The organism is Pseudomonas sp. D1HM, assembly GCF_019266105.1.
Taxonomy (GTDB): domain Bacteria; phylum Pseudomonadota; class Gammaproteobacteria; order Pseudomonadales; family Pseudomonadaceae; genus Aquipseudomonas; species Aquipseudomonas taetrolens.
The window spans coordinates 220,151-234,368 of the sequence record NZ_LRMN01000015.1; the positions used below are offsets into that span (position 1 = coordinate 220,151).

Genomic DNA, 14,218 nt, shown 5'->3' on the forward strand with positions numbered 1-14,218 from the left:
CTGCATCGCGAGCAAGCCCGCTCCTACAATTTTGGCAATCGCCCATCAATCACTTGATACAGCGCACTGCCCACTGGCCAATTACGCATGAAGCGCGCCCGGTCCCGGGCATAGGCCGGAGCAAAGCTGCTCAGCGAACGGTGCTGGCACATCGAATCCAGATCGATCAACGCCCAGCGGCCGTCATCCCAGAACACGTTATGCCCCTTGAGATCGCCGTGGCTGATGCGCTCGCGAATCAAATCGGCAAACAGGACATCCAGCGCCTGCAACTCGGATTCGGGGGCATCGCCGTGCTCGATATAAGGCGCAAAGCGCTCGATGATATCCGGGCCGGGCAAGTACTCGGTCACCAGATACGCCTTGCAGCGCAGCCACAAAAAGCGGGTTTCCAGCAACGCCAGCGGTTTGGGTGTGGCAATGCCCAAAAACGCCAGTCGATTGCCCTCGCGCCAGGAATGCCAGGCCCGGCTCGGGCGCCAGAAGCGTTTGAGCCAATGGGCGAAACCTTTGATGTTGTAGCGTTTGACCACCAGCGTGCGACCTGCCACGTCGACCTTGCCAACACTGGCCGCGCCGCCGGTCTTGTACAGGTGACTCTGCTCCAGCAGGTCATCGGCCCTGGCCAGCACCGGTAACATTGCGGCCTCTTCTTCGCGACGGATGGCGCGCAAGGCAAAGGCCCCGCGCTGCACGCTAAAAAGCGTGCACTCGCGTCCGACCTTGTTCAGAAAATCGTTCAAGCGCCAGGCGCGGACTTTCTCGACCTGTTTGAGCAGAGCTTCCAGCGGCAAGGCGTGCTCGCCGTTGCTCAGCAAGTAATGCACCAGCAGCTCTTCGATAAACGGCTCAAGGTTTTTCGGCAACTGGGCGAAAAACACCCCGAGGTTTTCCAGCACCTTATTGCGCGACAGCGGCTTGCCCGGCTGCTCGGCGCAAATCCCTGCACCATCGATCAAATACAAGCGACCGTTCTGACGCAGCAGGTTGTCCAGGTGCAGGTCTTCTTGCCACAACCCCTTGAGGTGCATTTGCCCGATCGCCGACAACGCATCAGCCAAAACCGCCTGCTGCTCGTCTGCCAGCAGAGGCAGATCCTGTACGGCACTCCAGGCCTCGGCCAGGCTCTCAGCCTGCTCCAGAAACTCGAACAGCAGCCAGCCGCCCTCGCCTGCCTGCAAGCCGTCAGCCAGCAGTAACGGGGTGGTCAGGCCTTGCTCAGCCAGCAGACGCACGCCTGCCAGCTCACGCTCAAAATTACGCGAGGCTTTGCTGCCCACCAACAACTTGGCCAGCACCGGACGTCCGCGCCATACACCGGCACCGACATAGCGCTGACCGGGCAACACGCGCAGCAAACTCAACAGTTGCAGCTGCGCAGGCCCGGCCGCATCCGCCAGGGTTATGCTGAGCGGCACCTCGGGCGCACGCCCGGCTTTGTGCAATTCGGACAAACGCATCAGCGGCTCTCCTTGTGACTGCGACGAAGATTCAGGCGCCGAAACCACGCCTCAACCAGGCTACTGTCGAGCGGTTGCTCCAGATACGCGGCAAGCAAGGTGCGCACCTCGGCCTCGGTCCAGACCCGGGCCCGGCGCAACAAGGGCTCGATATCCTTGACCCGATCACGCTGGCCCAGCAACAAAGGCCGGGTTTTTTCCAGGTCGATCAATTGAGCACGATAGCCTGAGCCGTCGGGCTGCAAAAAAATGTGCTTGGGATAGAAACAACCGTGCACCTGGCGTGCGGCATGCAGACGCCGCGCCAGCTGCCCGCAGGCTTGCAAAATCTTCTGCTGTTGCTCGGCTGTCAGCTGCGGCCATTGCTCCAGCAGCGAATCCAGATCATTCCATCCGTCCAGCGCACGGGTCATCAGGATCGCCCGGCGCTCACCCGGTGCCTTGCGCTCACCAAAAAATACCGCGTCCAATGCCGGAACACCCATCTGCTGATAGCGACGGATATTACGAAACTCACGGGCAAAACTCGGCTCGCCCAGCGGCCGATGCAGCGTACGGGTCAGGTAGTTGTTCTGACGCTTGAGGTAAAAACCCTGGCCTTCAAGGTCCAGGCGAAACACGCTGCTCCAGCCACCACCGCTGGTGTTGGGCTCGTCAACCGCTTCAAGCTGCAAGGCCCATAAGGCATCGAAGTCAGCCAGTCCATTGCGCTCCAGCAACGTCCGGTCGGCGGCCGCCAAAAAATCAGTCATTCCCGGCCCTCAAAAAAACGCACGATATGACGGACCCGTTTTTTGTCCGCCGCATTGAGCGTAGAACGCCCGGTGTATTGAAGATAGAAACGCAGGCGCTGAGTCGCAGACAGCTGGTATTTGGCCACTTTGTCGAGGCACGCCAGGTCTTTGGTGATGCGGTACTTGAGCCAGAATCCACGCCAGAAATCGCCATTGGGGCAGTCGATCAAGAACAGCCGGGACTGATCGTCGATCAGCAAGTTGCGCCACTTCAGATCGTTATGAGTAAAACAGTGGTCGTGCATGATCCGCGTGTAACGCGCCAATTGGCGGCTCACGCCATCCAGCCAGGTACGGTCCTTGAGCAGCGGGTCATTGTGCTCGGCCAGCTCGGACAGGTCCCGGGTGTTCGGCAGTTCGCGGGTAATCAAGGCCCCACGGTCATAGGCCGCGCCGCGCCGTTCAAGACCCCAGGCCACCACTTCGGCAGTCGGAATGCCCCATTTGGCGAAACGCTTGAGGTTCTGCCATTCGGACTTGACCCGTGGCCGCCCCAGATAGCGGCGCAAACCCTTGCCGGCGCCGGTGTAGCGCTTGACGTAGTAATTGACGCCCTCGCGCTCGACGCGGATGACATCCGACAAAGGATCTCGGGTCAGGTGCTCGCCCTGCAGGGCGAAGACCGCGTCCAGAGTGCCAAAGTCGTCTGCCAATGAGCTGTAGGCCGGTTCCAGATTCCAACCCGCCATTACAGTGCATCCCCGTAACGCAGTTTGCGGGCGTAGAGTTTTTTCGCCTTGCCTTCCAGCCACGCCAGCAGGCGGGCTTCTTCGCGCAGGATCTGACGCAACGGCAATTGGAAGTAGCCGCGCAAGAACCGCAGCTTGTCGCGCCGGGTCAGGCCAATGTCCAGCGCAGAGAAATACAGCGCTGCCAGGTCTTTGTTGCGCCAGCGCTGGCTAATCACGGCGTGGGTCTGGGCACGGTGCAAGTCGATTACCGACAAACGAAAGTCTTCGGCCGTCACCGGCTTATCGGTGTGCAGCAAAAAGTGACAAATGTAGCAGTCGCGGTGGTTAACCCCGGCGCGGTGCATCATCCCGGTCATGCGGGCCACTTCTGCGATCAGCGCATGCTTGAGCCTGGGTTGCGGCGGCTGCGCGATCCAGTTGAGGCTGAAATCTTCGAGGCTGACCGTGGGTGCCAGCTCTTCGGTGATGATGAACGAGTGCTGTGCGGCCGGATTGCTGCCTTTTTCGCCATAGGCAACTGCGGTCATGGTCGGTACGCCGACTTCGTGCAGGCGCTTGATCGCCCGCCACTCCTGACCGGCGCCCAGCACCGGCAATTTGGCGGTCAGCAGGTTTTTAAACACTTCACCCCAGCCAATGCCGCGGTGAATTTTTACAAAGAAACCACGCCCGTCGACTTCGGTACGCAAGGTACGCCGGCCTTCCAGCTCGCGGTAAACCTCGCCTTCCAGACGCTCGACTTCGGTGAACGCATCGCGTCCAGCCCATAAGCTTTTGAACGGTTCGGCAAGAATCAGTTTCATCAGTGTTGCTCCGCCAGAATCACATCCGCAGCATGCTGCGGCATGCTATAGAGGTCGGCCGTCTGCGCGTAGGCCAGGCCGTTTCGGCTCCAGGCCGCGCGCGCAGCATCATCGGACAACATATGGGTCAGGTACTCATTGAGTTGTGCCTGCTCGAACGGCTCGTCCAACACCCGACCACTGTCGGCATCGCTGATGTAGTGGGCGTAACCGCATACCGCACTGACCAGTACCGGCAAACCCGCCACCAAAGCTTCAAGCAATACGGTGCCGGTGTTTTCGTTGTAAGCCGGATGGATCAGCACGTCGGCGCCCAACAGGAAACGGGGGATATCGCTGCGGCCCTTGAGGAACTGCACGTGATCACCCAGCCCCAGCGTGGCGCTCTGTAACTGAAAGACTTTGGGGTCGTCCTGACCGATTACAAACAGCCGGGTGCGTTTTTTAAGCTCGGAGGGCAACGCCGCCACGGCTTTAAGGCTGCGATCCACGCCCTTGGTCTTGAACCCGGAGCCAATCTGCACCAGCAACAGGTCATCGTCGGCCAGCTTGAACTCGCGACGGAATTCAGCCCGAATTTCGGCTGCATTCGGCGGCGCACGGCGATCCAGCGCAATACCCGGGGGCAGCAAATGGAAGCGCTGCAGCGGCGTGTCGTAGTGCTTGATGAACAACGGCTGCTGGACTTCGGAAATCATCAGGATTTCGGTCTTGGCGTTCTTGTCGAACACCGCGCGCTCGTACTCGGCAAAGTGCCGATAACGTTTGAAGAAGCGATACATCGAGTGGCGCAGGTTTTGCGCCTTGTCTTCAAAACAGCCGTCGGCCGCGTAGTAAACATCCAGCCCCGGCATTTTGTTAAAGCCGATCAGACGGTCGACCGGGCGCTTGGCCAGGTCAGCCTGCATCCAGGCCAGCATTTTTTCGTTGCGGGTGTGATTGGAGAACGCCTTGACCGGCGCTACCAGCACTTCAAAACCCGGCGGAATGTCACCTTCCCAGATCATGGTGTACACACGGATCTGGTGCCCGCGCTTCTGGCACTCCAGTGCAATGCGCATGAAATCGCGTTGCAGCCCGCCAAACGGGAAATATTTGTACAGCACAAAAGCCAGTTGCATCAGCGCAGTTCCTCAGCCAGTAACAACGTGCTTAATCGACTCGCGACACGCTCGGGATTCAAACGAGTGAAACACAAAGGCCACTCGGTTTTCAGGTCAAACCGCTGCTGATCCTGCGCAGTCGGCTGGTAAGTGCATTTTTTCTGCAGGCACGGCGCGCACGGAAAGTCGCTGGCAAGATGAATTTGTGCCTTGCCATAGGCGCCGGTCAGGCCGGGATTGGTCGGGCCGAACAGGGATATCGTCGGCACATCCAGAGCCGCGGCCAAATGGCCCAGCCCGGTATCGACGGCCACACAGGCGCTGGCGCTGGCCAACACTTTGGCAACCCCCGCCAGGTTCAGCTTGGGCAATACCACGGCGTTGCCCAGGCCATTGGCAATACGTTCGGCACGGGCTTTTTCTGCCGGGTTGCCCCAGGGCAGGCGGACTTCGACGCCCATATGCCCCATCCGCAGGGCCAGATCGCGCCAATACACTTCAGGCCAATGCTTGGTGTCCCAGGTCGTACCGTGCAAAAACAGCACATAAGGTTTGTTGCGCGGCAACTCGACCAGCCTGTCGACATCCAGTCCGTAATCGCCCAGACCTTTGGGCAAGTCATACCCCAACGCCAGGGCGAACAATTGGCGCAAGCGTTCCACCGCATGCTGCCCGCGGGCCACGGCCAGACGGCGCTGGTAAAAGCGGCTGGCCAAGGGTTCACGGGCGGAGTTCTGGTCAAGGCCCGCCACCGGGGCTTTCACGTAACGGGTCAGCCAGGCACTTTTGAACAGGCCTTGAGCGTCGATCACCAGGTCGTAATGCTCGGCGCGCAGGCTTTGCTTGAAGCGTCGCCATTCGCCGCTCTTGAAGGTTTGCCAGAGGTTCTTGCGCCAGCGGCGGATCGCCACCGGGATCACCTTGCCCACGGCCGGGTGCCAGGTCGGGATTTCGGCAAAGCCTTCTTCCACCACCCAGTCGAACGTGATCCCCGGGATCGCCCGTGCCGCATCGGTCAAGGCCGGCAAGGCATGAATCACATCCCCAAGGGACGAGGTTTTCACCAACAGAACGCGCACCTATTGAACCTCGACCGGTGATCCCTGCAAACGTTGCAGGGCTTCAACTACCGACTGCGGCATCAATTCACGCAGGCAGTTGTAGTGGCCAAAGCGGCAGGTCCGGTCAAAGCAGGGACTGCACTCGAGCCCTAACCGCACGATTTCGACCTTGTCCGCCAGCGGCGGGGTAAAACCGGGCGAAGTCGAGCCATAGACTGCCACCAGCGGGCGGTTGAGCGCCGCGGCCACATGCATCAGGCCAGAATCGTTGGACACCACGGCGTCGGCGCACGACAACAGGTCAATGGCCTCGGCCAGCGAGGTCTCACCGCTGAGGTTGACCGACTCTTCGCGCAGACCCGGAATCAGCCGGGAGCGGATGTCTTCGCCCACGCCGTGGTCGTTTTTCGAGCCGAACAACCACACCTGCCAGCCTTCGCGGATCTTTTGCTCGGCCACTTTGGCGTAGTGCTCGGATGGCCAGCGCTTGGATTCGCCAAACTCGGCTCCGGGGCACAGCGCCAGCACCGGGCGGTCCAGCGCCAGGCCAAACTTGGTCAGGGCCGCATCGCGGCTCACCGGGTCAATCTGCAAGTCAGGGCGCGGGTACGGCTGGGGCAGGTCGGCCCCCGGCTCATACGCCAACGCCATGAAGCGCTCGATCATCAGCGGATAACGCTGTTTGTCGAGGGTGCGTACATCGTTGAGCAGACCGTAGCGGAATTCGCCGCGCCAGCCCGTGCGCTTGGGAATAGCGGCAAAAAACGGCACCAGGGCCGATTTCAGGGAATTGGGCAGCAAGATGGCCTGATCGTATTGGCCCTTGAGGGACTTGCCGATCTTGCGTCGCGTGGCCAGTTCGAGCGCACCGTGGCCGAGCGGAAAGCTCAAGGCCTGGCGAACCTCAGGCATGCGCTCAAGGATGGGCCGGCTCCACTCGGGGGCCAGCACATCGATTTCGCACTGCGGGTGGCGCTGTTTGAGGCACTGGAACAGTGTCTGCGCCATCACCATGTCACCGACCCAGCTGGGCCCAACGATCAGAATATTCATAAGTTTCCATAAACAAGCAAGGGAGGCATTTGCCTGATACTCGTCAGTCAAGGGCAATCAACTGCAGGAGCGAGTTTGCTCGCAATGGCCTGATGAGCGCCGCGTTTATACAGTAAACACGCGTTATCGTTAACGACCATCGCGAGCAAGCTCGCTCCTGCAGGGACAACGCCCACTCAACTGACGGGTATCAGGCTTCGCCTCCCCGCTTTGATGCCATATGCCTTTATTTGACCAGTGTACGCCACTCTGGGTGGGCCGTCGTTTTGCCGGTCACCAGATCGAAGTAAGCCTTTTGCAGTTTTTCGGTGATCGGACCACGACGGCCGATACCAATCAGGCGGCCGTCGACTTCACGGATCGGCGTTACTTCAGCGGCCGTACCGGTGAAGAACGCTTCGTCGGCGATGTACACCTCGTCGCGGGTGATGCGTTTTTCAACAAACTTGAAGCCAAGCTCAGTGGCCAGGGTCAGGATCGTGCTGCGGGTAATGCCGTTCAGGCAGGCCGTCACGTCCGGGGTGTAAATCACGCCATCCTTGACCAGGAACACGTTCTCGCCCGAGCCTTCGGCCACAAAGCCTTCAGGGTCCAGCAACAAGGCTTCGTCGGCACCACCGGAAATCGCTTCCTGCAGGGCCAGCATCGAGTTGATGTAGTGACCGTTGGCCTTGGCCCGGGTCATGGAAATATTCACGTGGTGGCGGGTAAAGGAGCTGGTACGCACCTTGATTCCGACTTCCAGGGCTTCGGCGCCCATGTAGGCACCCCAGCTCCAGGGCGCGATGATCACGTGAACCTTCAGGCCGGTTGCCCGCAGCCCCATGGCTTCGGATCCGTAGAACACCATCGGGCGAATGTAGGCGCTGTCGAGGTTGTTTTCACGCACCGCTACGCGGGTCGCTTCGTTGATTTCGTCTTTGCTGAACGGGATCTTCATGCCCATGATGTGGGCCGAGTCGAACAGGCGGTCTGTGTGCGCCTGCAAGCGGAAAATAGCCGCGCCCTGCGGGGTTTCGTAGGCACGCACACCTTCAAACACGCCCATGCCGTAATGCAGGGTATGGGTCAGCACGTGGGTTGTCGCATCACGCCACGGCACCAGCTTGCCGTCATACCAGATCACACCATCACGATCAGCCATCGACATCATTACGCTCCTCAAAGAATCCAGCACCTGCGCCATGAGGCTTCAGGCAAATTGGACGGGCCTTATGGACCCGCCGGATACGTTTTACAGCTTTAATTCTGTGTTCCAGCTTGAGCCTTGGAGAACTGGCTCAATCCCAGCTCGGACCAAATGCGCCGCACGTGTTGACGCTCGACGACAAATTGATCCCCCGTCACCACACCGGCCTCCTTCTGCAAGGCTTGCCGGTGAGCGACGGCGCGAAAGGCCTTGTAAGCCTCGCGCAACAGGCTGGCATCGGTGACGGGCATCAGCCCGACCTGTTCCAGCCCTTCCAGAATGCGGATGTTGTCGGTGTAGCGCAGTAACGCCGGGTGTTCCCTGGACCATGCCAAGGCCGCGTATTGCACCATAAATTCAATATCGACGATACCTCCTGCGTCCTGCTTGAGGTCGAAGGGCACCGAGGCCTGGTAGGCATTTTCGCCGGTTCCGGCAGCGGTGATCCGGGTCCCGAGGTTATCGCGCATTTTGGCCCGCATCTCGCTGACCTCCTGGCGCAATGTCGGCAAATCCCGCTCGCGACCCAGCACGCTGGCGCGCACTTTTTCGAAAGCCGCCCCCACCTGCTTGCACCCCACCAGCACCCGCGCCCGTACAAGCGCCTGGTGTTCCCAGGTCCAGGCTTCGTTTTGTTGATAGCGCTCAAAGGCCCCCAGCGAACTGACCAGCAACCCCGAAGCACCCGAGGGACGCAAACGCATGTCGACGTCATACAGTTGACCGGAGTTGGTTTGTGCGGTCAGCAAATGGATGATCCGCTGCCCCAGGCGAGTGAAGAACTGCGCGCTGTCGATCGGCTTGGCACCGTCGGTTTCAGCATTCGGATCCCCGTCGTGAATAAACACCAGATCCAGGTCCGAGCCATGCCCCAGCTCAATCCCGCCGACCTTGCCGTAACCCACAATAATAAAGCCGGGATCGCACAGGCTGCCGTCCGAACGCTGCGGGGTCCCGTATTTGGCGACAGTCTGGCGCCAGGACAGCGCCAGCACTTGCTCCAGAATCGCCTCAGCCAGCCAGGTCAGGTAATCGCTGACCTTCATTAAAGGCAAGCTGCCGGCGATTTCCGAAGCGGCGACCCGCAGCCGGTGGGCCAACTTGAAGTTACGCAAGGCCTCCATCTGTTGCTCAAGGTCATCTTCGGGGATGCGCGTCAGCCGCTCGCGCAGCTCGGCCGCCAGCTCGGGTGCCAAAGGAGGCTTGAACAAACGGCCCTCGTTGAGCAGCTCATCGAGCAGCAGCGGGAAACGGGTGATTTGCTCGGCAATCCACGGGCTCGCCGCGCACAGGGTCAACAAGCGGCGCAGCGCATCGGGGTTTTCGGTCAGCAACACCAGGTACGCCGAACGCCGGGCGACGGCCTCAACCAGCGGCAGCACCCGCTCCAGCACCAGGTCCGGGTTGGCGTGCTCCACCGCCTGGGCCAGCAAACGCGGGATAAAAGCATCCAGCCGCTCCCGCCCCAGGCGTTGCATGGCCCGCAATTGCGGGCTGGAGCGCAGGCTTGCCAGTTGCTTGAGCGCATTGGGCGCGTCGACAAATCCGGCTTCCTGCAACTGAACACAGGCGGCGGCATCGTCCTGCACTTCTTCCCATAGCGGCAGCCATTCACCCCCGACGATCATTTCACCGTCGTCGATATCATCCTCATCATCCGGGTCGGCGATGACCTGACGGAAATGCCAGTCGATGCGCCCACGCCATATCATCAACTGCTCGTGGAAGGCCGCCCAGCTGTCGAAGCCCATCATGAACGCGATACGCGCCTGATCCTGCGCCGTGTCCGGCAACATCTGGGTCTGTCGGTCGCCAATGGCCTGAATCGCATGTTCGGTGTAGCGTAAAAATTCATAGCCTTCACGCAGCTCACTGATGACGGCAGGCGGCAAATAGCCCTGACCTTCAAGGATCCCCAGCACTTTAAGCAGCGGTCGCTGTTGCAGGCTAAGGTCTCGCCCACCGTGGATCAGCTGGAACGCCTGGGCAATAAACTCGACCTCACGGATCCCGCCGGCCCCCAGTTTGATATTGTCGGCCATGCCCTTGCGCCGCACTTCCTGCTGAATCAGCTGCTTCATGGTGCGCAGCGCTTCAATCGCCGAGAAGTCCAGGTAGCGCCGATAAACGAACGGCCGCAGCAAATCGAGCAACTGTGCCCCCATCACCTGATCGCCGGCCACCACCCGCGCCTTGATCATGGCGTAACGCTCCCAGTCACGGCCCTGATCCTGGTAGTACTGCTCCAGCGCATTGAAGCTCAGCACCAGCGCGCCTGAGGAACCATACGGCCGCAAACGCATGTCGACGCGGAACACGAATCCGTCGACGGTCATCGGGTCCAGGGCCTTGATCAGCCGCTGGCCGAGGCGGATAAAGAACTCCTGATTATCCAGCGCACGCTTGGCCCCGACTGTTTCCCCGCCTTCGGGGTAAGCGAAGATCAGGTCGATGTCCGAAGACAGGTTCAGCTCCACAGCGCCGAGCTTGCCCATCCCCAGCACCACCATCTGCTGCGGCTCGCCACTGCGGTGCCCGGTGGGCGTACCGAACTGCTGGCAATGACGCTGATACAACCAGCGGTAAGCCTGATCAATGCACGCATCGGCCATGTCCGACAAGTCGCGGCAGGTTTCGATCAAGTCGGCCTGACGCGTCAGGTCGCGCCAGATGATCCGGATTTGCTGGCGCGTACGTTGCCGGCGCAACTCGCGCCCCAGTTCGTCATCGGTGCCGGCCTGCTGGACGGCCTCGGCAATCTGCCCGCACAACTCACCCGGTCTGAAGCTGCGATCCAGTTCTCCGGAACGCACCAGCGCCAGCAACATCAAAGGGTCACGCAATGACTGTTCAATAAAGAAGTCGCTGGCCGCGCTGACCCGGTTGAACTCAGCCCATCGCTCAGCCGACCAGTCCTCCAGCGCCGTTTCGCCTTCAGACCCGGCTACCGCCGCGCGCCAGGACTGTTCGGCACGGCTGACCAATGGCAATAAAAGGGACGGAATGGCAGCAAGCGAGGGAAGGCTCATGGTCTATCCTTGATCGGCGAAGGTGATGCCGAGTACGGTGACAGGAAGAAACAGCGGTTAAATCCGACTGTCGAACAAAGGTTATAAATAGCTTTAAAACACTTTAAATTAGCATCCAGCCTTCGTTTTAAAGGCTGAATCTCGCAAATTGAACCAACAATATCGATTTTTCACACAACGAAACAGGTGGCCATCTGGACCTTTCCTGTAGTTTTACTACTGAGTCACACACTTGAAAGGCTGAAATGGCCGACGATTTGTAGTAAAACTACACAACGCCGGAAACAACCCTCCGGTCATCCAAGAATTTATGTCGTCTGCCCACAAGGCCAGTCGCAAACTCAGGCAACCGATTCTGGAAGCCTTTCCGCCCTGGAGCAAGCCATGCAAGACCTCGATCCCGTCGAAACCCAGGAATGGCTGGACGCCCTGGAATCGGTTCTCGACAAAGAAGGCGAAGACCGTGCTCACTACCTGATGACCCGTATGGGTGAGCTCGCTACCCGCACCGGTTCGCAGCTGCCGTACGCCATCACCACGCCATACCGCAACACGATTCCTGTCACCCACGAAGCACGCATGCCTGGCGACCTGTTCATGGAACGCCGCATTCGCTCGTTGGTTCGCTGGAACGCGATGGCCATGGTAATGCGCACGAACTTGAAAGATTCTGACCTGGGCGGTCATATCTCCAGCTTCGCGTCCAGTGCAACGCTGTATGACATCGGCTTCAACTATTTCTTCCAGGCCCCGACCGATGAACATGGCGGCGACCTGATCTACTTCCAGGGCCACACTTCGCCAGGCGTTTACGCCCGTGCGTTCATGGAAGGTCGCATCACCGAAGAACAAATGAACAACTTCCGCCAGGAAGTCGACGGCCAGGGCCTTTCGTCCTATCCGCACCCTTGGCTGATGCCTGATTTCTGGCAGTTCCCGACCGTTTCGATGGGCCTTGGCCCGATCCAGGCGATCTACCAGGCACGCTTCATGAAGTACCTGGAAGCCCGCGGTTACATCCCCGCCGGCAAACAGAAAGTCTGGTGTTTCCTGGGCGACGGCGAGTGTGACGAGCCGGAATCCCTGGGCGCCATCTCGCTGGCTGGTCGCGAGAAGCTGGACAACCTGATCTTCGTGATCAACTGCAACCTGCAGCGTCTTGACGGTCCGGTTCGCGGCAACGGCAAGATCATCCAGGAGCTCGAAGGCGTATTCCGCGGCGCTCACTGGAACGTGACCAAAGTCATCTGGGGCCGTTTCTGGGATCCGCTGCTGGCCAAGGACGTCGACGGTATCCTGCAACGTCGCATGGACGAAGTCATCGACGGCGAGTACCAGAACTACAAAGCCAAAGACGGCGCGTTTGTACGTGAACACTTCTTCAACACGCCTGAACTCAAGGCGATGGTTGCTGACCTGTCCGACGACGAGATCTGGAAACTCAACCGTGGCGGCCACGACCCGTACAAGGTCTACGCGGCGTACCACGAAGCGGTCAACCACAAAGAACAGCCGACCGTTATCCTGGCCAAGACCATCAAAGGTTATGGCACCGGTGCCGGCGAAGCGAAAAACACTGCGCACAACACCAAGAAAGTCGATGTCGACAGCCTGAAGTTGTTCCGCGATCGCTTCGACATCCCGGTCAAGGATGACGAGATCGAAAACCTGCCATTCTTCAAGCCGGAAGAAGGCAGCGCCGAAGCCCGTTACCTGAGCGAGCGCCGCACTGCGCTGGGCGGTTTCGTGCCTCAGCGTCGCGCTCAAAGCATCAGCATTCCGACCCCGCCGCTGGACACCCTCAAGGCGATCCTGGACGGCTCCGGCGACCGTGAAATTTCCACCACCATGGCTTTCGTGCGCATCCTGGCGCAGCTGGTCAAGGACAAGGAAATCGGTTCCCGCATCGTGCCGATCATCCCGGACGAAGCGCGTACCTTCGGTATGGAAGGCATGTTCCGTCAGTTGGGCATTTACTCGTCCGTCGGCCAGCTCTACGAGCCAGTCGATAAAGACCAGGTGATGTTCTACAAGGAAGACAAAAAGGGCCAGATCCTCGAAGAAGGCATCAACGAAGCAGGCGCCATGAGCTCCTTCATCGCGGCCGGTACTTCGTACTCGAACCACAACCAGCCAATGCTGCCGTTCTACATCTTCTACTCGATGTTCGGCTTCCAGCGCATCGGTGACCTGGCCTGGGCTGCCGGCGACAGCCGTACCCGTGGCTTCCTGATCGGCGGCACCGCCGGCCGGACCACGCTGAACGGCGAAGGCCTGCAACACGAAGACGGCCACAGCCACATCCTGGCCGCAACCATCCCGAACTGCCGCACCTTCGATCCAACCTACGGCTACGAGCTGGCGGTGATCATCCAGGACGGCATGAAGAAGATGACCGAAGAGCAACAGGACGTCTTCTACTACATCACCGTGATGAACGAGTCTTACCAGCAGCCAGCCATGCCGGCCGGTGTCGAGGAAGGCATCGTCAAGGGCATGTACCTGCTCGAAGAAGACACCCGCGAAGCGGCGCACCACGTACAGCTGATGGGCTCCGGCACCATCCTGCGTGAAGTCCGTGAAGCGGCGAAGATTCTGCGTGACGAGTTCAACATCGGCGCGGACGTGTGGAGCGTTACCAGCTTCAACGAATTGCGTCGCGACGGCCTGGCCGTTGAGCGCACCAACCGCCTGCACCCGGGCCAGAAGCCTAAGCTGAGCTACGTTGAAGAGTGCCTGACCGGCCGTAAGGGTCCAGTCATTGCCTCCACCGACTACATGAAGCTGTTCGCTGAACAGATTCGCCAGTGGGTTCCGGTCAAGGAATTCAAAGTGCTGGGCACTGACGGTTTCGGCCGCAGCGACAGCCGCAAAAAACTGCGTCACTTCTTTGAAGTAGACCGTCACTTCGTGGTGTTGGCAGCCCTGGAAGCCCTGGCTGACCGTGGCGATATCGAACCCAAGGTGGTGGCTGAAGCCATCGTCAAGTTCGGCATCAACCCGGAAAAACGCAACCCACTGGACTGCTGAGGAG

The 14,218-nt window shown here is 59.9% G+C and carries 10 protein-coding genes; 1 reads left to right on the forward strand and 9 read right to left on the reverse strand.

The features are described 5' to 3' along the window. Positions 1 to 23: 23 nt before the first annotated feature. The 9 genes from AWM69_RS16725 to glnE form a co-directional block, all read right to left on the reverse strand. On the reverse strand, positions 24 to 1,460 hold the full coding sequence (locus tag AWM69_RS16725; RefSeq protein WP_218727595.1) for a lipopolysaccharide kinase InaA family protein: 1,437 nt from the start codon (positions 1,458 to 1,460) through the stop codon (positions 24 to 26). Beyond that, positions 1,460 to 2,212 (reverse strand): lipopolysaccharide kinase InaA family protein, encoded by a 753-nt coding sequence (locus AWM69_RS16730; RefSeq protein WP_131653661.1) that lies wholly within the window; start codon positions 2,210 to 2,212, stop codon positions 1,460 to 1,462. The genes AWM69_RS16725 and AWM69_RS16730 overlap by 1 nt, the downstream gene beginning before the upstream one ends. Continuing rightward, the gene (locus AWM69_RS16735; protein WP_218727596.1) at positions 2,209 to 2,943 is read right to left on the reverse strand and encodes a lipopolysaccharide kinase InaA family protein; all 735 of its coding nucleotides are present in this window, start codon (positions 2,941 to 2,943) and stop codon (positions 2,209 to 2,211) included. The genes AWM69_RS16730 and AWM69_RS16735 overlap by 4 nt, the downstream gene beginning before the upstream one ends. Further along, positions 2,943 to 3,749, reverse strand: a complete 807-nt coding sequence (gene rfaP, locus AWM69_RS16740; RefSeq protein WP_131653663.1) for a lipopolysaccharide core heptose(I) kinase RfaP — start codon at positions 3,747 to 3,749, stop codon at positions 2,943 to 2,945. Before rfaP ends, AWM69_RS16735 begins: the two co-directional genes overlap by 1 nt. Beyond that, on the reverse strand, positions 3,749 to 4,870 hold the full coding sequence (locus AWM69_RS16745; RefSeq protein WP_131653664.1) for a glycosyltransferase family 4 protein: 1,122 nt from the start codon (positions 4,868 to 4,870) through the stop codon (positions 3,749 to 3,751). The genes rfaP and AWM69_RS16745 overlap by 1 nt, the downstream gene beginning before the upstream one ends. After that, a complete protein-coding gene (gene waaC / locus AWM69_RS16750; RefSeq protein WP_048382821.1) occupies positions 4,870 to 5,931 on the reverse strand; it encodes a lipopolysaccharide heptosyltransferase I in 1,062 nt (353 codons plus the stop codon). The genes AWM69_RS16745 and waaC overlap by 1 nt, the downstream gene beginning before the upstream one ends. Then, positions 5,932 to 6,966: a lipopolysaccharide heptosyltransferase II gene (gene waaF / locus AWM69_RS16755; RefSeq protein WP_218727598.1), complete on the reverse strand. Its 1,035-nt coding sequence runs from the start codon at positions 6,964 to 6,966 to the stop codon at positions 5,932 to 5,934. 226 nt (positions 6,967 to 7,192) lie between these two features. Next, positions 7,193 to 8,116: a branched-chain amino acid transaminase gene (locus AWM69_RS16760; RefSeq protein ID WP_048382825.1), complete on the reverse strand. Its 924-nt coding sequence runs from the start codon at positions 8,114 to 8,116 to the stop codon at positions 7,193 to 7,195. A gap of 92 nt (positions 8,117 to 8,208) precedes the next feature. Beyond that, positions 8,209 to 11,184 (reverse strand): bifunctional [glutamate--ammonia ligase]-adenylyl-L-tyrosine phosphorylase/[glutamate--ammonia-ligase] adenylyltransferase, encoded by a 2,976-nt coding sequence (gene glnE, locus AWM69_RS16765; RefSeq protein WP_218727600.1) that lies wholly within the window; start codon positions 11,182 to 11,184, stop codon positions 8,209 to 8,211. A gap of 384 nt (positions 11,185 to 11,568) precedes the next feature. Between glnE and aceE the strand changes: the two genes are divergently transcribed. Beyond that, complete coding sequence (gene aceE, locus AWM69_RS16770; RefSeq protein WP_131653667.1) at positions 11,569 to 14,214, forward strand: pyruvate dehydrogenase (acetyl-transferring), homodimeric type; 2,646 nt, start codon at positions 11,569 to 11,571, stop codon at positions 14,212 to 14,214. The last annotated feature ends 4 nt before the right edge of the window (positions 14,215 to 14,218 follow it).